A 22,593-nucleotide genomic window follows, 5' to 3' on the forward strand; every position below is an offset into this window, starting at 1 on the left:
CTGGAAAGCTATATATCAAAAATAATTCCTTGGGGAAACAAGACGAAATATTTTAGCTATCTTAGCAGCTTTTTCAGCCTTTTCCTTACTTTCGTTTTTCATTTTTTCAAGATCAGTGTCAAACATGTCACCAAAATATTGACGTGCTGCATTTATGCGTTCCTCTTCTGTCTGAAATTGATGCCTAATCTGAAACAACTCACCTTCATCCAGCCAGAACCCCGCACATTTGGGGCACTCATCAACCTCGACCTCCTTCCTTACGCTGAAAAAATGGCGCATCATTATAACATCCTGACATTTAGGACATTTTCTCCGTTCAGAATGATCAATTTTTTTTACAGGCTCGACTGCAAGAACTTCAATGAGGTTTTCATCGGTAAACTCATGCGGTTCATCCATCTTCTGCAATTCAAAACGATCAAACCAGATACCACCACACCCTTTTTTGCAGACATCAAGGGCTATGCCTTCTATTGTCACTTCTTCCAATAGGGTTTTACATGCGGGGCATTCCATGAAAATCCTCCTTTAATGTTAAAAAAAAGCTTTTTTATATTTTTGAAAAATCCCGTGAACATCATGTTCAATTATATTATTGATACATCTCAATTGATGAACCCGGGATTCTTCAATACTTATCAAATCTGCCACAACGAAGCATGAAAGTCCTTAAAAATCTTGAACTACTGGAACTTTCTTATCAAATACTTCAAGAAGCACCAGTCAAAAGGTTGAGCGCTTCCCAGTATTTTTCTGAGGTCTTTTTAATAATATCAGCAGGGAGATTTGGACCGGGTGCTTTTTTATCCCAGTCAAGGGTCTCAAGCCAGTCCCTGACAAACTGCTTGTCAAAACTTTTCTGACCACCGCCTGGTGCATAACTCTCCTGTGGCCAGAAGCGTGATGAATCAGGGGTCAAAACCTCATCAATCAAAATTATCTCACCATCAAACATTCCAAACTCAAATTTGGTATCAGCAATGATGATGCCTTTTTCAAGGGCAAGTTTTGCTCCTTTATTATATATGGCAAGGCTCAATTCCTTAATTTTCTGAGCTTTCTCCTCTCCAAGAATCTTTACAGTCTCGGCAAAGTCAACATTGATATCGTGGTCTCCTACATCTGCTTTGGTGGAAGGGGTATAAAGTGGCTCAGGTAGTTTGTCTGACTCCTTTAGACCGACCGGCAGTGATATTCCGCAGACATGCCCCTCTTTTTTATAGGATTTCCACCCTGAACCTGAGATATAGCCACGAACAATGCACTCCACAGGAAGAGGTTCTGCCTTTTTCACAAGCATGCTTCTCCCTTCAAGAATATCGGCATATGGCCTGCATGATTCGGGGAAATCATTTACATCCACAGAAATTAGATGATTGCCGACAATATCTTCCATTTGCTTGAACCAGAAAGCTGATATCTGTGTCAGAACCTTGCCTTTTCCGTCAATTCCGTCAGTCAGAATGACATCAAACGCAGAGAGCCTGTCTGTGGTCACCATCAGAAAAGCATCGCCTGTGTCATATATATCTCTCACCTTACCTTTTCTGACAAGTTTAAGGTCTTTAAAGTCGGTCTCTCTTATTACCGGATTAGCCATTACAATACTCCTTTTCCTTTTTTTTATCTAATCTTATGAATGTTTATAAAGGGCATCCTTCATTTGCCGGTTTACACTTTTCCAATGGCAAGATCACCAAAAGGTAGAGACGCAATGCATTGCGTCTCTACTCCATACAAGAAGTGTAAACTATTTGTGAGCTGAATGAAACATGCCTTATAAAGCTGTAAAAATATTCTGATGCTATATATCATACCTGAAGATAATTTTAAATAAATTCACAATGTGCAAATGCTAAATAGTATTTGCAAAAAATCATCAGTATGTTATGAACCTATTATTCATAATAAAAGGATGGGGATTTACAGGGAGCCATAAGATCAATAACTTACAGTTCCCAGACCCAGATAAAAACAGCATGTGATTTACGCCAGGCTGTACCAAATCGTTAAACATTAAAAAATCTGATTGCATTTGGAGGGGAATGATGAACAATCTTGACAAATGGGACTGGGATACCGGCATCAAGCAGGTGGCGGATCTGAGTGCATGGCAAGAGCAATTCTCATACATTGAGGAGTTCCGTGCCAGTCCCGATGGAGAAAGTGTTGCTGCAATTGTTAAAAATGAGGAAATGGAGTTTACAGTATGCCGACAGGATTTCGGCAACGATGAGCCTGAAACATGGGAGAACGGCTACGACAAGGTTTGGAATCTAAGATTCGGGCCCGATGGTCGTCTTTCCGCTCTGGTGTCTGATGTGGGAGAATGGACAGTATGTACAGACGATGAAGCATGGGAAAATGGATATGACTTTGTCTGGAACATGACAATTGCTCCTCAAGATGGAACCGTTGCTGTATCTACCCAGAAGGAGCTTGCCTATTGTGCCGTCAACAACGATGTGCCTTGGCAAAACTCCTTTTCCAGATTAACGGATATGGTCATAAGCCCTGATGCAAAAAACACAGCAGCCGTTGTTGAAACAATCCCTGTTCTGGAAGGTGAAATCTTTAAATTTCGTAAAGGATGCTACTCTGTTGCAGTTAATGGCACCCCCTGGAAAGAGAATTTCATGAATGCATGGGATCCTGTCTTTTCAGCGAACAGCTCAAGTGTTGCAGCAACGGTTCGAACATCATACAAGGACTATTACATAGCTGTGGATGGCAAAACATGGAACACTTCATTTGATTCTGCATGGGCACCACTTTTTTCACCAGCAGGAAATTCCGTTACCGCACCGGTTAAAAAAGATGGAAAATGGTACCTTGCCAAGGATGGAGACCTCATATGGAATACTCCCTATGCCCAGCTATGGCATCATATTTACTCTGCGGACGGCAAACGCATTGCAGCAATTGTAGCTCCTGAATTCGGAAAATGGACAATATCTGTTGATAATGCTCCATGGCAGGTGACTTTTTCAGAATATGTATCTGATCCTGTATTCAGTCCTGACGGAACCAGTGTTGCCTGCGTTTTCAAGGAAAAGGGAAAATGGGGTATTGCCGTTGACGGCAAGGTATGGAAAGATAGATTTGACATGGCATATCCGCCTGTTTTCAGCAATGATGGAATGTCAGTGGCAGCCAAAGTGGAAATGGGTGGATTCTATCATTATGTGCTTAATGGAGAGATCCTTGACTCAAGATATAAGAGCGTGGAGCCCCCTCTCTTCAGCCATGACAGCAGCAAAATCATGATAAGGGGGCTGCAGTTGAACGACTGGAAGCGTGATGTTGTGGCCATCAACAGAAGGAGGATATAACAATGTACTCACATTATGAATTTGTGACAGGCCCCTTTGCCTGGATGGCTTTTCTCATCTTTATTTTTGGAAGTATTTACAGATTTTATTCACTCTATAAGCTTGCCAGAAAAAAAGATGGTGCTGTTTTTGAGTACATGGATCTGAAGTTTGCCCTTCGCTCCATCGGACACTGGCTTACGCCCTTTGGAAGCCGCAGCATGAAGCTAAACCCGTCAATGACAGTTGTAACCTTTCTTTTTCATATCTCACTTTTTCTTGTTCCGATTTTTGTTTTTGGTCATGTGGTACTCTGGAAAGAGAACTTTGACATAAGCTGGTTTACCCTGCCCAATATTGTGGCAGACATCATGACCCTGATTGTGATTTGTTCCTGCGCCTTCTTTTTATGGCGCCGGATAAAGTTACCAGAAGTCAGATACCTTACAACCGTTGGGGATTATGTGATTCTACTTATTGTTGCAGCTCCTTTCATAACGGGATTTTGGGCATACCATCAGTTTCCGGGTTTTGCTGCAATTACCATTATCCACATAATTTCCGGTGAAATAATGCTGATTGCCATACCTTTTACCAAACTGTTTCATATGTTTACCTTTCCCTTTACAAGGGGCTATATTGGTTCTGAGTTTGGCGGAATCAGAATGGCAAAAGACTGGTAACAATAAAAAACATTACGGCAAACTTCTATTTGAAAATCCAAACCATGCTGTTTGGAAAAACAAACCAGACTTTTTGCAGATGCAAGCCAGATTGTTTATAAATCCAAACCTTACTATTTGCAGACGCAAGCCAATCAATGAAGATTGCCCCAATTTTTTGATAGATTATAGTTTTGACCATAATTTCTGCTAAGATAAAAGAAGGTAAGCCATGACTGAATCCAATACGGTCACTCCAGTAAAAGAAATTGATGATAAAGGAATATTGAAGGGGGTTGAGCAACTGACCCCTGAAAAAATCGAGAGCACCATCCTGCAGGTTCTCAAGGACGAAACCGGTGCAAAACTTAAAGTGTATGTTGATACCTGTGTACATTGTGCCATGTGCAGTGAGGGCTGTCATTTTTTCCTCTCAATGGATCGTGACCCCAAATACTCACCTGCTGCAAAAGTAAAGCAGACTCTTTGGGAAATCATAAAGAAAAAAGGCAAAGTTTCTCCGGAGTTCATTAAGAATGCGGCAGTTGTTGCCTTTACACAGTGCAATCTTTGTAAACGATGTGCCATGTACTGTCCATTTGGTATAGATATCGCTTATGTTATATCTGTTATGAGAAGAATATGCCATAAACTCGGGGTTGTACCACTTTACATCCAGGATACAGCCCACAGCCACTCGGTATCCATGAACCAGATGTGGGTCAAGGATGACGAATGGATTGATACATTGATGTGGCAGGAGGAAGAAGCCCAGGAGGACATTGAAAATTTGAGGATTCCCTTAGACAAAGAGGGAGCAGATATATTTTACTCTGTAATAGGCCCTGAGCCAAAATTCAGGGCACAGCTTATCTACCAGGCTGCCGTTATCATGAATGCTGCCGGAGAGAACTGGACAATGCCCTCCATGCCAGGATGGGATAACAGCGACATGTGTATGTATATTGGCGACTATGAAATGATGGAGCGCCTTAAAAAAGAGCATTTTGAGTGTGCAGCCAACTTAAGAGCCAAACGAATAGTGATGGGAGAGTGCGGCCATGCTTTCAGATCAGTTTATGACATGGGCAACAGGGCTCTTGGATGGAGAATGCCTCCGGTTGAGGTTGTGCATGCCATAGAGTACTACAATGAGCTTTTTGAAAACAAAAAAATCAAAATCAAGCACAAATTTGACCGCCCCGTAACCCTTCACGATCCCTGCAACATTGTCAGGGGCCGTGGACTTCATGAGATGTCACGCAATGTTGTAAGAGCCACCTGCGAGACATTCATAGAGATGACCCCGAACAGGGAGCATAATTACTGTTGCAGTGCTGGCGGTGGCGTCATCAACTGTGGCCCTCCCTTCAAAAATGCAAGGGTTGCAAGCGGAAAGGAAAAGGCTCAGCAACTTCTTGCTGCAAAGGCAAAAGGCGCTGAAGTCGTCATTGCGCCATGCCATAACTGCCATGGCGGACTTGAAGATATTATCCACAGCTTTGGTGTTGACATGGAACTCAAGTTCCTCGGTGATATCATTTATGAAATTCTGGATTTGCCTGAAAAAGAAGAATAAGGAGATAAACCTGCGATGAATTATTCAAGTGCAAAACCCAAAAAACTCTTCCTGAACTGCATTATTTCAGCAATGAAGAGCATTGTTCCCAAAGGAATCTTTCTGACCTCTCTTTTTCTGATAATATCAGGCACAGCATTCAGCAATGACTGTTACACAATTAATGGTGAGAGTCTGGAGGATAATACAAATACACGTCCATTTGTCTGCTTTCCCCATGATGAACACAATGAAAATGCAGGGCTTGACGATAACTGCGCAAGGTGTCATCATGTCTATACAGACGGCCAGCTTATGCCCGATGAATCTTCCGAAGATTCATCCTGCTCGGAATGTCATATGAGCCAGGAAAAACCAAATGATCTTGATTTGATTGTCAGATATCACAAACTGTGCAGAAGCTGCCATCTTGAAGAGAAAAAAGGCCCCATCACATGTGGAGAGTGTCATAAAAAACCGTAAAAAAGTGATCATGGCCGGTTTTCAACGACATCAAAAATGAAAATCATGAAGCCGGCCTGAGAATGATCGGCCTTCCAACAGTCAGGAAAGCTCATGCCAAAATGATCCATAAATTTCCCCCTCAATATATTCTGCAGAGGGGGAAATACCCTCAACAAAAATCAGGAACAATCTTCAAGGTCGCAAATAAATTCAGTTACTTGAATCATTTTTTTCTTTTTTATGCCTCTCCTTATTCCGCCTAAGCTTTATCATGAATATAGGCATTCAATTATCGACAAACTCTCTCCGGAATCTATTGTTGTCTTGCCAAACGTTCAAGCGTTTTTTCAAGCATGGGCAGGCAACGAAATGCTGATGCACTTCTTTTTTTAGATGCAGCATCAGAAATTGACTGGTAGATTCAAAGAAGAAAAAGGGGAGAGGTACATAATAATCAATTCTCATCAGCCTGTAATGATAAGGGATAAAGGAAAATTTTTGGTAAAGATTGTTCTTGTTTCGTATCTTGAGCAGGAGTCGTGGCTGGGGTGTATGAGAGGTAAAGGTAAAATTACAGGGGATATTATTTCACCAGCAGAAGATACTGACAACTGGAAGGTGCTTTCAGAATGAAATAATTCCTCTTGAGTTCTTCGTATTTGATGAAGTCTTACCCGCTTGGAATTACAGGGTTATTCCAAATGGGCAAGTTATTGAAATCCTGTTCCTAAGATGCCAAATAAAGATGGAACCGGGCCAAAAGGTCAGGAACCGAAAGATGGTAAGTGCAAGGGTAAGCGGACGGAACCTGGCCAGGGACCAATGACCGGGGGAAAGAATAGTTGGCTTTCTTGGAAGCCAACATTTTTGCAATGAACTATCGAATTTCTGTTTGACAAAACCAACTCATAGAAGTACAATTGTACTCATGAATATAATAGCTGATACAAATATATTTTTGGCAGTTGCTCTCTATGAAGCTGAAAGAGAGCAAATCATCAAGCTTACAATAGGCCATGAGTTGATTGCCCCTGAGATATTGCCATTTGAAATTGGTAATGCCTTGTCAGCCATGCTGAAAAAACATCGGATAACTCCGGATGAATTAATCGATACGTGGGATGCCACCCAGAAAATACCAGTTGACTTGCGAAGTGTTGATATTCGGGAAGCACTTGCAATAGCATCTAAATTTAACATTTATGCTTATGATGCCTACTTCTTGACGTGTGCTATTTCCTTGCGTAGTCCACTGATGACTCTTGATCGTCGAATGAATGAAGTGGGCAAACTTTTAGGTGTCCATATCATGGAGGTTCATAAATGAAAGTTTTTACATACTCAGAAGCTCGGCAAAAGCTTTCCACCGTTTTGGATTTAGCACGATCTGAAGAAGTAATTATCAAACGCCGGGGTGGAGAAGTTTTCAAGGTGATGTTTAAAAAGGCTACCCCGTCCTCCCCATTTGATGTTCCGGGAGTAAAAACAAATGCCACAACAAAGGATATTCTTGATGCAGTCCATGACTCACGTGCAAGGAAGCTGGGCATTTGAGTGTAATCTCTATCAGAGGGTGGGACTTACCTCACCCCCTAACCCCCTCTCACAGACTTGCGAGGGAGAACTTGGGTAGATAATCCGATTGAATTGTAATCACATTTTCTTCCGGGAAAGTTGATCAATTTAGCTGCGGCACTTTCTTCCACTATGATTCTGTCAACTCCTATAACTCCGATTTAATGAAGGCGGCTTACAGCTTTGACGTTGCCTTGGCACAATTGCTTGAAAACCCAAAACTCTCTTTCTGAACAGCATTCTTTCAGCAATAAAGAGCATTGTTCCAAAAAGAATCTTTCTGACCTCTCTTTTTCTGATAATATCAGGCACAGCATTCAGCAATGACTGTTACACAATTAATGGTGAGAGTCTGGAGGATAATACAAATACACGTCCATTTGTCTGCTTTCCCCATGATGAACACAATGAAAATGCAGCGCTTGACGATAACTGCGCAAGGTGTCATCATGTCTATACAGACGGCCAGCTTATGCCCGATGAATCTTCCGAAGATTCATCCTGCTCGGAATGTCATATGAGCCAGGAAAAACCAAATGATCTTGATTTGATTATCAGATATCATAAACTCTGCAGAAGCTGCCATCTTCAAGAGAAAAAAGGCCCCATCACATGTGGAGAGTGTCATAAAAAACCGTAAAAAAGTGATCATGGCCGGTTTTCAACTACAACAAAAATGAAAATCATGAAGCCGGCCTGAGAATGATCGGCCTTCCAACAGTCAGGAAAGCTCATGCCAAAATGATCCATAAATTTCCCCCTCAATATATCCTGCAGAGGGGGAAATATCCTCAACAGAAAATCAGAAACAACATTCAAGGTCGCAAATAAATTCAGTTACTTGAAGCATTTTTTTCTTTTTTATGCCTCTCCTTATTCCGCCTAAGCTTTATCATGAATATAGGCATTCAATTATCGACAAACTCTCTCCGGAATCTATTGTTGTCTTGCCAAACGTTCAAGCGTTTTTTCAAGCATGGGCAGGCAACGAAATGCTGATGCACTTCTTTTTTTAGATGCAGCATCAGAAATTGACTGGTACATTCAAAGAAAAAGGGGACAGGTACATAATACACTAAAAGAGCCGCACCCAAATGATGGATGGCAAAATCAGATACTAAATCCATTTTTTTTAAATCTTGACGAAGCACTTTCTTTTTAGATTCATAAATAAATAATTGTTATAAAATACTCCTCACAGACAGACTCCTCTTTAATAAATCAATAGATAATTTTTTTACATAATCCCCCATTAAAAAAACCATAATAAGTTATTGACAATCTCACAGAACTAAATTAGAAATAATACCATACGAATATAGTAGGAATATATCCCTCTTTAAAGGTAGGGTATATAAAGTCATTAACCATCGGGCATATTTACAGAAAAATACAGATTTGATCTTAAAGTCGTGGGTGGTTTGGGTAGATGAAGATTCAGAGAAACAATCTTCAGTCAACTACGGAAACAGTTAAAATTATCAGACTCAGTGTTCTTTCAAGGTTTGATTGTCGGTTAGAAAATGCCTTGAACCTTTGAAAAGCCTTAAAACTCACCCGACAATTTAAACTTGAAGAAGCACTCAGCAAACTGTTTATTTTTGTCAATATCAGGGGAAAGATCATGCTGCATATCATTGTTGGTTTATTTTTTATTGCTTCAGGCATCTGGGGAATCTATGACGAATATTACTATGTCGCAGATCTCGTAAAGGGAGGACTTCCCATTTTGCTTATGTTAGCTGGACTTGTGGCAACACTGGCTGGATTCATTCCACCCAAAAAAAATGAGGAATTTGAAAATGGTCAGGGATGAGAAAAAAGAATTAAAAATCGAAGAAAAAGGATCAGAGAAAATGGAAAGTCCAAATGCAACCATTCGGAATGAATCACAGGGAAAAAAGATGCCGGATATGGATCATGAGATATCCTCATCGATTTTTTACTGGCATTCTTTTCTGCTGTTTTGTGGTCGAATTCTGCACAGCGTTCTCAACTTCTATAATCAGTTGTTTGACCTGGGGCAAAAAGACAGGGCAAAAATCTACAGCAACATAAGCAGGCATTACAGCAACAAGGGCCTGCATGACAAGGCTCTGGATTATCTAAAAAAATGGACAAGGGTTGATCCGTCAAATGTTGAGGCCCACTATCGCCTGGCCATTGCCCTTGCTGCATCTGGAAACAAAAAAAGCGCATTGAGAGTTTTTTCCCGGGTGTTGACCATTGATCCTGAACATATGGGAGCCCTCCACCGCAAAAGTTCAATACTTCTGAGGATCAAGGATTATCAAAGTGCTTCTGAAGATCTTGAAAAAGCCCTTGAAATCAAAAAAGAGAACCCTGATCTCTTTTACCTCTACTCCATAGCACTTGAGGGTCTTGGCCAGACCGAAAAAGCCATTGAAAACATGGAGAAGGCCATTGCACTTGATCCTGACGAGATCAAATACCATCAACGCCTTGGATTCCTCAATGTCAGCCGTGATGATCACCAGACAGCAGCACGTTCATTCACAAGGGTTATGGAGCTTGAACGGGAACTGGATGAAGACGAAGATATGTATGCTGCCTATTAATAAAATGGCATTGAAAAGAATAAAAAAAGCTGCATTCAAAGTGGCTGTTATCCTTATATTATCAGGGCTGCTTTCTTTAATTGATCTGCCTTTGATAACAAAAAAGAGACCCGGATTGGCCAGAACTGCCGGCAGGGCTGTTTACTATGACCCGACAATAAAGGATATCATAACCAACGACTGTGGCCGATGCCACTCCGGTCCAAGCCGAAACCTCATGGATTACGATAATCTCAAGGCATACGCAGAAAGCGGTATGCTTGCTGCCATGGTACAGGGTTCCATGAGCCGATTTGCAGGAGGCGATCAGGGAACCATACTGGAGTGGATAAATGCCGGAACACCTGAAAAACCAGCGGCAAACCAGGGAAACGTGCAGAACAACGGCAACACTAACAATAACACCAGTAAAAATGGTGTGAATACTGCCATAAACGCCAATTTTTTTAACGGGCTTCATCATTTAGGCGGAGGAAAAGGAGGTGGCGGAGGCGCCACTCAGCCATATGTGCCTGATGTTCCGGTTAACGGAATCACCTATGAAAATACCATTCAATATGTGTTGGCCAAGGATTGCTTGAGATGCCACTCAGGACACTTCAGAAACCTGACAACATATGACAATGTTTCTATTTATGTAAAAAACGGATTACTTAAAACCCTTGTCCAGCGTGGGGGAGCAATGCATCGTTTTGCCCTAAGAGACAGCAGATGGATAGTTGCATGGATAGAAAATGGTGCTCCCAGAAAATAGAGTATATCTGCTGCAATAAATAGAGCGTACTCTTTTTACAATATTCTCCCCTTCTCAAGTCTATGAGATGGAGCCGAGGAGTGATGTTTTTATATGAAAGTCTCTGTAACAGGCTGTTTTAAAACGACTTTCATATCTTCGATTGTGGCGGTCATCAGCCATGTACGTTATAGCAACTATACTGTTCCAGATAATTAAATTGGCAAGCACTTTAGGGGCAATCTCTTGTGGTTGCCCTTCAGAATTGAGAATGCCAAAATATTTTTCTGGAAGTCTATATTTACGTCGGATATTCAAAATAAGATACACTCAAATAAATAGGTATAAGCTCAAGGAGTTACATAAAGATGAAAATAAGAAAAGCGCATGTCATTGGAGGGGTTGTTGTTTTTTCAACTGGCTTGTTCCTTGCCTATCTTAACAGTGCCATGGTTGTTGAGTTTATCAAGGGAATAATCCAGCCCATAACTATTTTGCTGGGACTTACAGCCTTAATGAGCGCCCTGCTTGGCAAAAAGAAATACAGAACCATAAACTCCATAGTGGCAGGTCTGCTGCTCGTTATTGGAGCCTATGGTATTTATGATGAATATTATGCTGTACTTGACTTTTTTTATGGTTTTCTTCCATTGTTCCTTGTCTCTTCCGGAGTAATATCTGTCACCTATGGGATTACACGCTTAAAAGAAAGGTAAAAACAGAAGATGTCACCGGATCCTGTTACACGAATCATAAGAGATGCCTATGGCAAAAAATATAAACTGGATTCCCATGCCCTGGCACCCAGAGCCATATATTTTCCCTCTGTCAGGGAGTATCTCTCCCTTCTAACACCTGTGGCAGATTTTTTCAGAAGCCGCAGTATCTACATTGCTGCATTGCTTCTATCCATCATTACTGCTGTCATGACCATCTATTACTACAACATACTTGTTGAGTCGGAGCAGATGGTTCTTACGGCACAGGGAAAAGTCTCTGTGCTTATGCAGAGGAGAAACGACATTTCAATCAACCTGTCAAAGGCGGTTCTGGACTACTCCACACATGAGAGGGAAGTATTGACTGCAATTGTTGCCCTCAGAACAATGCTCTCTGGTGAAAAAAATGAAGGAAATTTTTTCCAGAAAGAGGATGGTTCTGCAAAACTTTTGCCAAAAAGCCCTGTAACAAAATCATTACCCGGCAAAGCAGCAACGGAAAAATTGCCACTTTTTTCCAATCCACAGCAAGTTCCAGGAAGCTTACCGGAATTGGGCTTACCTGCCGCCTTCACCCAGGGCAAAGCTATGGCGGCACTTGCACCGGACACCATGGAATCACTTGGAAGGCTGCTTCTTGCTGTTGCGGAACAATATCCTGATCTTAAACTTTCAGCCAATTTCAGCAGCCTTATGGCAGCCCTTGTTGAAGTTGAAAAAGATCTGGCAACTGAGAGACTTAAATTTAATGATGCTGTAAATGCATACACAACCAACATAGCAAAGTTTCCGAGCAACCTGTATGCAGCCATGTTTAACTTTCCGCCCCAGTCGTACTTTGAGCCAACAAATGATGCAAAACAGCTTGTGCCGATTTCATACTGAAACGTTTAGGATATTGCTATTTATCCCAATGATATGAATCCTCTAATAAATACACGTTACAGCTTGCGCCGATTTCATACTGGAACGTTAAGGATATTGCTATTTATCCCAATGATATGAATCCTCTAATAAATATAAATACCTGTTGCTTTGTCAACAGCATCAACCGGAGCAACTATTTTTGAGCCATATTAAAAAAACATATGATATTGCACTGTTTGGCAGAGGCTCGTTGAAACACAGAGTGTTTTTTGTGGGGATTCTTGTCATCATAGGGGCCATATATGCAGGAAAATCAGATTATAATCTTGCAACAGGTTCAGGCAACCTCTGCATGGTGTTGTTTCTTGCTGCAAACGTCTATTTTCCGGCAAAATATATACGACTCAAGTATGCCATAAAAGATGTTCAGCTTCAGTTCAACCGCCTTCTGGTGTGGCACATCTGGCTCAACACATCCTCTTTTCTGGTTGCGTGTATTCACTGTTATGTATCCCTTTGGTCAAACAGATGGCTCATGGCTGCCCTTTTCATGATGGGCTGGCTAACATTTGGAGGATTTCTAATGTTTCTGAAATTTCAGCCCGGAAAGGTCAAAAAGGGAATTTATCTTCTGCATACTCAGCAGGTTGTTTTCTTCTTGATGATCTTTGCAATGCTGAAAGGCCACTATGTGATCTGAGAGAGTTTCATGCTTTGTTGTGGCAGATGGGGCTGCTATGGCAGTTTTATAAGAAAGTCCCCGTATTTCAAGGTTTTTTTCAGGGCTTTCATGCTTCGTTGTGGCAAGATGGGTTTGCCATGGCCGTTATTTAAAACCGATTCCTAAACAATGGAATGCTCACTATGTTTATTTTAAGGATTATTGGGTTAATTCTGATTGTCACCATAATTATTTTTGCTTTTTTTCTTGTAAAAGGGGCAACAGAAATTGAAATGGAAATAATGGAAGAAGAGATCATGAAAGATCATGAGAAAGCAGGTGAAAATTGAAACACGAAGCCTGCAGAAGATGTGCCCAAAATGTCGGCAAGGTCAATATCATCGGCAATATTCTCATGGTCTGCATTAAGGGATATATGGGGGTTGCAGGAAGAAGCAAAGGGCTGATTGCCGATGCCATCCACTCCAGTGCTGATCTTCTGGCCACCATTGTAATGATCATAGGGCTTAAAATTTCTGACAAAAAAAGTGATCAGAAACACCCCTACGGATATGGCAAAGCCGAATACATTGTATCCACAATTATTTATATATTTCTGTTCTGTATCGGCATCTACATTATATACAACGGTATTATGACCATTGTCGAAAACCGGGTTGTCAACCCATGCCTGTCAGCAGCATGGGGGGCTATATTTTCCATTGCAATAAACGAACTTATGTTCCGGCACACAATATGTGCAGGCACCCAGATCAACAGCCCTTCCATGCAGGCAAAGGCGTGGGAATCACGTTCTGATGTTTACTCATCCCTTGCTGTTCTCATTGGAATTCTTGGTGCAAAGATGGGTTTTCATTTCATGGATCCACTGGCTGCTATTATTGTGGGTGTCATTATTATAAAAATATGCATTGAAATGCTCAAAGATGCCATTCTGAATCTCATGGATAAATCCTTTGACGAAGACTACATTGAGGCAATTGCAAATGTACTTGAAAAGACCCCTTCCATTTCAGATGTCAAAGATATTATTGCAAGGGAGTTGGGACAGGTGCTTGAATTTGAGATTGATCTTTACGTCCCTCCGGATATTACTGTTACAACCGGTGAACGAATAAAAAAAGAGGTTAACCAGATTATAAAAGAGATTGTGGATCGGAAATCTACTGTAAAGGTCAGATTATTTGCAGCACAGGAAGAGTTATGATGAAAAAACAAAATGAATATCAATTCTGCATGGCGCAGTTCAAACCGGCCATCGTGGGCCTTGCAGTGCTTTTGGTGCTTGTCCTTGCCTGGACAGGATACCACTGTACACGGCATCCCCACATGAGTGATCTGACAATGGCAGCGGCTGTCACTCCATCAGGTCCACCCATTGGCGTAAAGGACAAGATGCTTCACCCCTACTGGGGAAACTGCAACAAATGCCATATAACCACAGATGCCGGACAACCGGTTTCCCAGGTAATGGCAGGGTCTCCCATTTCCATAAAGGACAAAATGCTCCACGACTACTGGGGAAACTGCCTTCTATGCCACAAGGTAACCGATGGTTTTCAGCCAAAGGGTAAAAATGCCGGAAAGCCAAAAACAGCAGTTGCTGCTGCATTCACGCCATTCACTCCAGAAAGACTTGGACTTAAACTCCAGCAGGTGACTGGTGCATTAATGACGCAGCTTGGCCTTGCCAATGAAGACGGACTTCTGGTGCTTGATGTCACTCCGGGATCAATGGCAGATGCAGCAGGGCTTAAAAAAGGTGACGAGCTTATACGGGCAGGCAAGGTTCGCCTGGAGTCACTCAACGGTTTTACCAGGGCATTCAGCAATGCAAAGCCCGGTAGCACAGTCAAGATCAATATTTTCAGGGGGAAAAAACAGCGTAACATATTTCTGAAACTAAAGGATCCTGTCGTAAATTCCAACAGTTCGGTAATACAAAGGCAACAGATGCAGCCACAGGCAGGGATGCAACCTGCAGGAACTATTGTAGCAGCTCCGGCAGCTTCAATGACACAAAACCAGATCGAGACCCTTGCTGAACAGCTTGGTGTTCCAAAAACAGCAGAGGCGGTTAACAATGCTCTGGCAAAACAGAGAGCGCAGCAACAGCAGCAATCCCTGCAAAATGGCAGGATTGTGGCAGCAAACACAGCTCCAATGACCCAGAACCAGATTGAGACCCTTGCCGAACAACTTGGTGTCCCCAAAACAGCACAGGCGGTTAACAATGCTCTGGCAAGACAGCGGGCACATCAGCAGGGACAAAATGGAGCTTTGCAGGGTGTTGCTGGTCTGAATTTCGGAAAAGTTGCCATTGCCTCCACAGGTCAGGATATAACAAGCCCTGTTGCTTCAGTTTTTGGTTCAAGCCCCGGCTTCATTGTATTTGAGCCTCAACAAAGAAGTTACAATGTGGTGACAAACCCCAATGTAAATGACCAGTTCGGGCAAGGAATCCAGACCGGACAGTACATGGTGGATATCGGTGTCAGCAATGTAATTGCCGGCAGCTTCACCCCTGAAGCACTTTCAACACTTCATGGATTACGGATCAATGTGTTCCAGGGAGTCACAGGAAGTGTCCAGGATGTTCTTGCTGCCTACCTTGCAGGAAACCTGATGCCGACCAACAGCGCACAGGCAGAATCTTATCCATATGGTCAAGGTGCAATTGCACCCTATGCTCAAGGCACAATGATGCCCTATACTCAGGGAGCTATGATTCCCTATGCCCAGGGTTCAATGCAACCCAATGCAACTGGAGCAGGTGTCAATGGTTATGGAAATTTACGAACAATATACTGAATTCTGAACTTTCCAGAAAAATTTTATCTCTGAACTTTTCAGACATACTTTATTTCCTGGCTTTTCCAGAAAATTTTATTTCTGAACTTTCCTGGAAAATTTAATTTCTGAGCTTTCCTGGAAAATTCAATTTCTATGCTTTCCTGGAAAAAATGTTTCCATATTTTCTCGGGAAACTAAATTTTTGAGCTTTTCCCGGAACAATATTTTTCAAGGGTATCTATTCATGAATAAAACACTGCTCATTATTCTGTCACCGATAACAGTTATACTGTTTGTGGTCATTCTTGCCGTTATGTATGGATGGGTTGGTGTAATTGACAACGGAGGACTTAACGAACCTGCCGAAGTTCCGGAAGCAACCCCAGCCGCGTATTTAACCCCGCCATCAGGTAGTGGCAGCGGACAGATACAGGTGATCAATAATCCTGCTTTTTCCGCCGGAATTGGCAACGGACAGATTCAACTCATCAATAAACCTGCCTTTTCCGCCGGAATTGGCAACGGACAGATTCAACTCATCAATAAACCTGCCTTTTCCGCCGGAATTGGCAACGGGCAGATTCAGCTCATAAACAAACCCGCAATTCCTGCCGGAATCGGTAACGGACAGATCCAGCTCATAAACCAGATTACTGCACCATCCTATCTGGGGATTGAACCTGGTGAAGTTCCTGCAACTGTTGCTCGGGAGCTGAACCTTGAACCAGGAATAGGTGTTTATGTCAACAGGGTTATGGATGCTTCCCCTGCTGACAGGGCAGGGATAAAAGCCGGAGACATCCTCTTAAAATGCGACCACAAGAGAATAGTTACCCATGAACAGGTCGGCCAGATTATCGGCAGTAAAAAACCCGGAGATGTAATAAAAGTTGTAGTGAACAGAAACGGCAGAAAAAAGTCATTTCACGTTAAACTTGCGAAGTCGCCGCAGGGTATTGTTCAGGTTGCCGCCCTTCAGGGCAATACCATCTGGATGGGTGCCGAGGTTCAGGATGTGGATGCAGTCATGAAACTTCAGTTTTCACTTCCTGACAGACGTGGGGTAATTGTAAGCCATGTAACTGCCAACTCTCCGGCTGCCGCATCAGGTCTTGCAACTGGTGACGTGATAAGACGCCTTGACAACACAAGAATCAGAGATGTCAAGCAATTTCAGTCACTTATTCTCAAAAGCCAGCCCGGAAAAGAGATAACGCTGACTCTTCTTAAAAACGGAGTACCAAAAAGCCTGACCATTATCCCTGAACAAAAGCCTCTGACACCTCCAAAACCTGTTTTTCTTGACCAGGCAGATGTAGCAATTGAAGGAAGCTGGATTGGCATGGATGTTGGAGAACTTTCAGCCGGTGGCGCTTCATCCCTTGGCCTTCCTGCCGGCACAAGGGGGATCAGGGTAACCGATGTTGAAGGCCCGCCTGCAACAATGCTGGGATTCATGGCCGGGGATATAATAACTGCCATTAACGGAGAACCAACCCAGTCAATGAAACAATTCCAGGCTGCCACCCAGAAACAGACAAGCGCTGTTGTTGATGTTATACGGGGCAACAGCCATCTTTTCATAAGTGTGCCCCCCCCAGGATTTACACAACAGGGTACAAAGCTTTCACAGCCAATGGACAACCATCTTCGGCAGGTTGCAGCAGCACAGGCAACTCCCCTGCCCTTTCAAAATACAGTTAATTTGCCAAATACCAGACAAATGAATGGAATGATGCCGCAAAACAACATTCCCTCAACGGGCGCACCTTCTTCGGCAGCCGGAAGTGCATCCAGAATAGCCATATTGTCATCAGGGCCAGACATCAACGGAGCAGTAACAGGAAATATTACACATGCCCCCTCTCTTGTAATGGTTGATCTTGATCGTAAATCATATGCTGTCATTCCACCTGAAGGTGTTGGAAATATTGCTGACACCTTAATCCGAAATGAGATTTCAGCTCTGATCTGCAACAGAATTTCTCAACAGACAGGTGCTGATCTTTCCAGCAGCAATATAACCATCTATGCAGGGGTTGTCGGAAATACATCCACAGCATTGAATCTATATGCTTCCGGGTGTCTTGCCCCTTCAACAAACAATTTTTAATTCAGGGATTTTTCCAACCAAATGTTTAAAGAAGAGTCGCTTACTGTTCTTTTGCGGTTTGCTTATCAGGTAGAAAAACCCTTTGAATTGTCAGAAAAATAACCCGACAGTTTAAATTGAAGAATCACTTACAAGGATCCCTTATTTTACAATGAAAAGAAACCTGCTCATATTCACAGCACTTATTCTCATCTCTGTGACATCCCAGGCCATGGGTGCTGTGGGAAATACCCTGCTTCTTGATCTTCAGGAGACATTGAGCCAGGCTGTGGCTGAAATTCGCCCTTCTGTTGTCAGTATCAGGGCAAAAAAAATGGAACAGCTCCCAGGCGGCGGTGCTGAAAATGCCCTTTGGTATGAAAGCATTGGATCAGGTTTTATTGTGGATACACGGGGATATGTACTCACCAACCTCCATGTGGTTGAGGGAGCACAAACCGTTGAAATAAAGCTCTGGCGCTCACTGAACAACCTTTTTACAGCAGATGTGGTGGACAGGAACACCTCACTTGATCTTGCTCTTCTACGTATAAACGCCAATGAATTCTTTCCTGCTGCCCAGCTTGGAAACTCCGAAACACTGAAGACAGGAGACTATGTTATCTGTATTGGAAGCCCGTTTGGCTTCAACCATACTGTAACCCTTGGAATTATAAGTGATCTTCACAGAGAGATGTCCATAAACGGCATTCCATACAAGGATATGATACAAACAGATGCCGTAATTAATGAAGGTAACAGCGGCGGTCCCATGATTGACATCCACGGCAGGGTGGTTGGTGTTGGTACAGCCATTTATGCGCCGGACGGAACATACAGAGGAATAGGGTTTGCCATTCCCGTAAACCGGACACGTCACTTCTTTTCCAGGGTCACAGGAGCTGTCATTAAAGCTGGTTCAACTACACCTATGATGACAGCAACCGGAACAGTGCCCATGATTACAGCGGCCGCACCCATAATTTCCACGGCTGCAACAGCACCTGCTGCCAAAGAGCCTGTGAATCTCACAAAAAAAATGCCCAATGACAGAACACACAGGGAATTTTCTGACTGTACAAAATGCCATACAATAACTCAAAAAAGTATAATAACAATGAAAGCCCAAATGCCCCATCCGCCTGTGGGGGCATGTGACATCTGCCATATTATCACAAATGATCCTGTTACCATGGGGCCTGTTCCTGTTGCTGCAGTAAACCCTCTGACTGGATTACATAATAATACCACTGTACCATACGGGCAATTCATGGCTGCACAGGGACAAATCCCGACTGCACAGGGACAATTCATGACTGCACAGGGACAATTCATGGCTGCACAAGGACAATTCCCGAATGCACAGGGGCAGTTCCCGAATGCACAGGGGCAATTCCCGAATGCTTTAGGACAATTTCCAAATGTGCAGACGCAAGTTCCAAATACACAGGGACAATACCCAAATTTGCAGGCTCAACTTCCTGGAACAGAGGCACCATTACCTAGCATTCAGGGTCAATTTGCAGCTCCGCAAACTGAATTTTCAACAACCACAGAATCCTATTCGGTTCTCTTCTCGACAATCTGCCTTAAGGTTGGTTTTTTTACCTTTCTATCCTCCATTATCTTTTCCATGCTCGGACTTGGCGGCGGATTTGTCTATGTTCCCTTGCTTCTGTCATGCGGGATTGATTTTTATACGGCTGCCACAACAAGTCTTGTGATGCTTACCCTTTCACAGATTTCAGCACTGTTCAACTTTTCAAGATCCGGCCTTCTGGATATCAGGCTTGCCGCTGTCCTTGAATTTCCCACAATGATTGGAGCTTTTTTAGGAGGAATGCTTGCTCACCATTTCAATGTCAATGCCCTCTCAATCATGTTTTCCTGCGTACTCTTCCTTGCAAGCTATTTCATGATGCAGGAGAGAATGGAAGGGGCTGTTTCTGGAAAAAGAAGCCCCATCTCTTTAAGTCCATTTGTTTGGCGTCACAGGTTTAACGGAAATCCGGTTCGCATTGACCTTGCAGTTGCCGCACCCCTGACATTTGTGGTTGGATATTTTGGTGGAATGCTCGGGCTTGCAGCAGGATGGCTGAAAATTCCAATTATGGTAATCCTGTTCAATATACCCATAAAAATTGCAATTGCCACCTCATCTCTTATGGTTCCGATAACAGGACTTGCAGGATTTCTGGGGCACAGCATTGCCGGCCATTTTGATGCAAGACTTGCCCTGACCCTCTCTGCCATAACAATTGTAGGCGCGCAAATAGGCTCAAGGATATCAATAGGCACTCCAAGCCGCCTGCTCAGATTCATTTTTGCATTTGTTCTAAGCCTGGTAGGAGTATGGATGATCCTGCGAGTTTTTTAAAATTACCCGTTTTTAATGGCAAAGATAATACAATATGAAAAGAAACAGACAATTTAAAATCAAACGACTTATTTGGCCAACAACAATCCTTGGAATTTTCATTGCTGGAGCCATCTTTGTCAATTTTCGTTTCATGACAGATGATCCAGGGGAGAGTACAAACCACCCTGAAGCAGCAGGAACATTTATCCCTGGAAATGCAGCCACGCAAATGCCTGTGCAGACACCATACACAGGCATGCCTCAGATTCAGGGAAATGGAGGGTATCCGGGAGCTTCTCCGACAACTGCTCTTATGATACAGGAAAGTATAAGCCATGTGGTCTCACTTATAAGGCCTTCTGTGGTGGCTGTTTCAAGGAAAAACCGTACAAAGGTTCCACCTGAACCCCAGGGAGGGCTTTCCTATCTCAACCCTTTTTCTGCAAACTTCATGTCAGAGGGTTCAGGGGTGATCATTAATCCAGAAGGGTATGTTCTGACAACCTTTCAGACAGTGGGAACAGATTCCACAGTGGATATTAAAATCTTTTCCGGAACAGATAGAACCTGCCAGGCAGATGTCATTGCAGTTGACAGCCAGACTGATCTTGCAGTGCTTAAAATTCGTGATCACGGCTCATATCCGGCAGTTGTTCTCGGTAATTCGGATCTTCTTGAAGTTGGGGATATTGTCTTTGCCATTGGCAGCCCCTTCGGCTTTTCTCAGACCGTAACCATGGGGATTGTCAGCAGCCATAACCGTAATCTAAATATCAACGGCATCCGTTATCCAGACATGATCCAGACCGACGCTGCCATAAACCAGGGCAACGACGGTGGCCCCCTTGTCAATGTAAAAGGAGAGGTTGTAGGAATCAACATGGCCACATTCATGCCGGGCAATCAATATGCGGGAATAGGCTTTGCCATCCCCATAAATGATATACTTGCCTTTGTTAACAGCAATCTGCCAAGGTAACAATGACTATGGAGACAACTTATCAATGGAAACAATAGAAACAATGGAAATAACAATAAAAATTATCCTTGTTGCACTCTTTTTTTCCCTGCTGCTTTTTGGAGTTGCAACTGGTGATTTTTTTGAAACATGGAAAAATGGGGCCACCCTGTGAACATCCTGCATCGGGTTAGGATAACCCTTTTATATACTGTTCCAGATAATTAAATTGTCAAGCAATAGGGGCAATCCCTTGTGTTTATTGAGACTTTCATATAACCAACATGGCGGTTCACCGCCACAATCGAAGAGTTGAAAGTCTTTATAAAAACAGCCATTTGCGGGGACTTTCATATAAACGGCCATGGCGGATTCACGCCACAATCGAAAAGATGAAAGTCGTTTTAAAAACAGCTACTTACTGAGACTTTCATATAAACGGCCATGGCAGACACACCTGCCACAACGAAGCATGAAAGTCCTTAGAACCTTAAAAGACGGGGACTTTCTTATAAAAAATATCTCCAAAAATATTTTCTGAAGGAGAACTATCAAATGATTGAGGACTATTTTAATATCAACATAAAAAGACTGCTCTATTTTGCAGGTGCCATTATAATGGCAGCTTCTGTAACAACACTTCTCTACTGGTTTCTCTATGGGTTTGATACCTGGAAAAACAGCATGAATACGGCATCTGATCTCATGCTGGCAGCCGCCCCAGGCGGTTGAGTCCCTCCAGGTGCCCAGACAGTTGGTCAGGGAGGAAATCAGGGAATGGGAATGATGATGCAGGCCGCAGCAACAGCACCGGCTTTTCAGCCCGCGTATCAGGGCAATATCAACAACACCACACCTGCAGGTCAATTTGTATGCCCTGTACATGGTGCAGCCGGAATGCCGCATTTTGATTCAGCTGGTAACCCGATCTGTCCGTTTGGTGACCAGATAATGCAGTTCCACAGTATTGGAGGCAACATCATGGGAAGCCCATACAATGGCAATACCGGTAATGCTGCCAGAGGTATCCAAAGTCTGCCCGGCACTTACGGTACGGCAGTTCCATATGGGAGTGGAGTCTCACCAAACAGATACACCCTTGCGGCCGGCGGTTGAGCGGTACCAGGAAGCATGGCCGGCGGCCCTGCTGGAACAATGAACCCTTTTTGAGAATCTCAATAATGATGAACCTTTAAAAAGTAAACCATTTAAAAACCGATTTCTCAAATCATGAGAT

25 protein-coding genes are annotated in these 22,593 nt (G+C 42.9%); 23 read left to right on the forward strand and 2 right to left on the reverse strand.

Going from position 1 to position 22,593, the window contains the following annotated elements; genetic code table 11:
- Positions 1–15: 15 nt before the first annotated feature.
- Both MTBBW1_RS01525 and MTBBW1_RS01530 read right to left on the reverse strand, forming a co-directional pair.
- Positions 16–519: a zf-TFIIB domain-containing protein gene (locus MTBBW1_RS01525; RefSeq protein WP_080798150.1), complete on the reverse strand. Its 504-nt coding sequence runs from the start codon at positions 517–519 to the stop codon at positions 16–18.
- A gap of 193 nt (positions 520–712) precedes the next feature.
- The gene (locus MTBBW1_RS01530) at positions 713–1,603 is read right to left on the reverse strand and encodes a phosphoribosylaminoimidazolesuccinocarboxamide synthase (protein ID WP_080798151.1); all 891 of its coding nucleotides are present in this window, start codon (positions 1,601–1,603) and stop codon (positions 713–715) included.
- A 445-nt stretch (positions 1,604–2,048) separates the two neighbouring features.
- On the opposite strand from MTBBW1_RS01530, the gene tmcD reads away from it, so the two are divergent.
- The 23 genes from tmcD to MTBBW1_RS01635 all read left to right on the forward strand — a co-directional run bounded on the left by tmcD (position 2,049) and on the right by MTBBW1_RS01635 (position 22,472).
- On the forward strand, positions 2,049–3,335 hold the full coding sequence (tmcD, locus tag MTBBW1_RS01535; protein ID WP_245809211.1) for an electron transfer complex subunit TmcD: 1,287 nt from the start codon (positions 2,049–2,051) through the stop codon (positions 3,333–3,335).
- Positions 3,336–3,337: 2 nt separating this feature from the next.
- Complete coding sequence (gene tmcC, locus MTBBW1_RS01540) at positions 3,338–3,997, forward strand: TmcC family electron transfer complex membrane anchor subunit (protein WP_080798157.1); 660 nt, start codon at positions 3,338–3,340, stop codon at positions 3,995–3,997.
- Between the two features lie 211 nt (positions 3,998–4,208).
- Entirely contained in the window at positions 4,209–5,555 is a 1,347-nt protein-coding gene (gene tmcB, locus MTBBW1_RS01545; protein WP_080798160.1) for an electron transfer complex ferredoxin TmcB, read from the forward strand.
- 15 nt (positions 5,556–5,570) lie between these two features.
- A complete protein-coding gene (gene tmcA / locus MTBBW1_RS01550) occupies positions 5,571–6,017 on the forward strand; it encodes an acidic tetraheme cytochrome c3 TmcA (protein WP_080798163.1) in 447 nt (148 codons plus the stop codon).
- A gap of 480 nt (positions 6,018–6,497) precedes the next feature.
- Entirely contained in the window at positions 6,498–6,632 is a 135-nt protein-coding gene (locus MTBBW1_RS29885; protein ID WP_281255601.1) for a hypothetical protein, read from the forward strand.
- Between the two features lie 295 nt (positions 6,633–6,927).
- Complete coding sequence (locus MTBBW1_RS01560) at positions 6,928–7,326, forward strand: type II toxin-antitoxin system VapC family toxin (RefSeq protein WP_080798167.1); 399 nt, start codon at positions 6,928–6,930, stop codon at positions 7,324–7,326.
- Positions 7,323–7,553, forward strand: coding sequence for a type II toxin-antitoxin system Phd/YefM family antitoxin (locus MTBBW1_RS01565; RefSeq protein ID WP_080798170.1), 231 nt, complete (start codon positions 7,323–7,325; stop codon positions 7,551–7,553). The genes MTBBW1_RS01560 and MTBBW1_RS01565 overlap by 4 nt, the downstream gene beginning before the upstream one ends.
- Before the next feature lie 259 nt (positions 7,554–7,812).
- Positions 7,813–8,214: an acidic tetraheme cytochrome c3 TmcA gene (gene tmcA / locus MTBBW1_RS30150; protein WP_342743879.1), complete on the forward strand. Its 402-nt coding sequence runs from the start codon at positions 7,813–7,815 to the stop codon at positions 8,212–8,214.
- Positions 8,215–9,198: 984 nt separating this feature from the next.
- The gene (mamI, locus tag MTBBW1_RS01580; RefSeq protein ID WP_080798181.1) at positions 9,199–9,390 is read left to right on the forward strand and encodes a magnetosome protein MamI; all 192 of its coding nucleotides are present in this window, start codon (positions 9,199–9,201) and stop codon (positions 9,388–9,390) included.
- Between the two features lie 40 nt (positions 9,391–9,430).
- Entirely contained in the window at positions 9,431–10,153 is a 723-nt protein-coding gene (gene mamA / locus MTBBW1_RS01585) for a magnetosome protein MamA (protein WP_186441021.1), read from the forward strand.
- Positions 10,140–10,907 (forward strand): hypothetical protein, encoded by a 768-nt coding sequence (locus MTBBW1_RS01590; protein WP_080798187.1) that lies wholly within the window; start codon positions 10,140–10,142, stop codon positions 10,905–10,907. The genes mamA and MTBBW1_RS01590 overlap by 14 nt, the downstream gene beginning before the upstream one ends.
- A gap of 347 nt (positions 10,908–11,254) precedes the next feature.
- Positions 11,255–11,602 (forward strand): hypothetical protein, encoded by a 348-nt coding sequence (locus MTBBW1_RS01595; RefSeq protein WP_080798190.1) that lies wholly within the window; start codon positions 11,255–11,257, stop codon positions 11,600–11,602.
- 9 nt (positions 11,603–11,611) lie between these two features.
- Positions 11,612–12,490 carry a LemA family protein gene (locus tag MTBBW1_RS01600; RefSeq protein WP_080798193.1) on the forward strand — a complete coding sequence of 293 codons (879 nt, stop codon included), beginning with the start codon at positions 11,612–11,614 and terminating at the stop codon, positions 12,488–12,490.
- A 181-nt stretch (positions 12,491–12,671) separates the two neighbouring features.
- Complete coding sequence (locus MTBBW1_RS01605; protein WP_080798196.1) at positions 12,672–13,172, forward strand: hypothetical protein; 501 nt, start codon at positions 12,672–12,674, stop codon at positions 13,170–13,172.
- Positions 13,173–13,336: 164 nt separating this feature from the next.
- On the forward strand, positions 13,337–13,483 hold the full coding sequence (locus MTBBW1_RS28075) for a hypothetical protein (RefSeq protein ID WP_186441022.1): 147 nt from the start codon (positions 13,337–13,339) through the stop codon (positions 13,481–13,483).
- On the forward strand, positions 13,480–14,361 hold the full coding sequence (locus MTBBW1_RS01610; RefSeq protein ID WP_080798199.1) for a cation diffusion facilitator family transporter: 882 nt from the start codon (positions 13,480–13,482) through the stop codon (positions 14,359–14,361). Before MTBBW1_RS28075 ends, MTBBW1_RS01610 begins: the two co-directional genes overlap by 4 nt.
- Entirely contained in the window at positions 14,358–15,965 is a 1,608-nt protein-coding gene (locus MTBBW1_RS01615; RefSeq protein WP_080798201.1) for a NifB/NifX family molybdenum-iron cluster-binding protein, read from the forward strand. Before MTBBW1_RS01610 ends, MTBBW1_RS01615 begins: the two co-directional genes overlap by 4 nt.
- Before the next feature lie 226 nt (positions 15,966–16,191).
- Positions 16,192–18,060, forward strand: a complete 1,869-nt coding sequence (locus MTBBW1_RS01620) for a PDZ domain-containing protein (protein WP_080798204.1) — start codon at positions 16,192–16,194, stop codon at positions 18,058–18,060.
- A 151-nt stretch (positions 18,061–18,211) separates the two neighbouring features.
- The gene (locus MTBBW1_RS01625; RefSeq protein WP_080798207.1) at positions 18,212–20,416 is read left to right on the forward strand and encodes a TSUP family transporter; all 2,205 of its coding nucleotides are present in this window, start codon (positions 18,212–18,214) and stop codon (positions 20,414–20,416) included.
- Positions 20,417–20,450: 34 nt separating this feature from the next.
- Positions 20,451–21,377, forward strand: coding sequence for a S1C family serine protease (locus tag MTBBW1_RS29890; protein WP_080798209.1), 927 nt, complete (start codon positions 20,451–20,453; stop codon positions 21,375–21,377).
- A 25-nt stretch (positions 21,378–21,402) separates the two neighbouring features.
- The gene (locus MTBBW1_RS29895; RefSeq protein ID WP_281255604.1) at positions 21,403–21,531 is read left to right on the forward strand and encodes a hypothetical protein; all 129 of its coding nucleotides are present in this window, start codon (positions 21,403–21,405) and stop codon (positions 21,529–21,531) included.
- A 380-nt stretch (positions 21,532–21,911) separates the two neighbouring features.
- On the forward strand, positions 21,912–22,088 hold the full coding sequence (locus MTBBW1_RS28080; protein WP_186441023.1) for a hypothetical protein: 177 nt from the start codon (positions 21,912–21,914) through the stop codon (positions 22,086–22,088).
- Positions 22,089–22,133: 45 nt separating this feature from the next.
- Positions 22,134–22,472, forward strand: coding sequence for a hypothetical protein (locus MTBBW1_RS01635; protein WP_080798211.1), 339 nt, complete (start codon positions 22,134–22,136; stop codon positions 22,470–22,472).
- The last annotated feature ends 121 nt before the right edge of the window (positions 22,473–22,593 follow it).

The sequence above is a fragment of the Desulfamplus magnetovallimortis genome, assembly GCF_900170035.1.
Classification (GTDB): Bacteria; Desulfobacterota; Desulfobacteria; order Desulfobacterales; family Desulfobacteraceae; genus Desulfamplus; species Desulfamplus magnetovallimortis.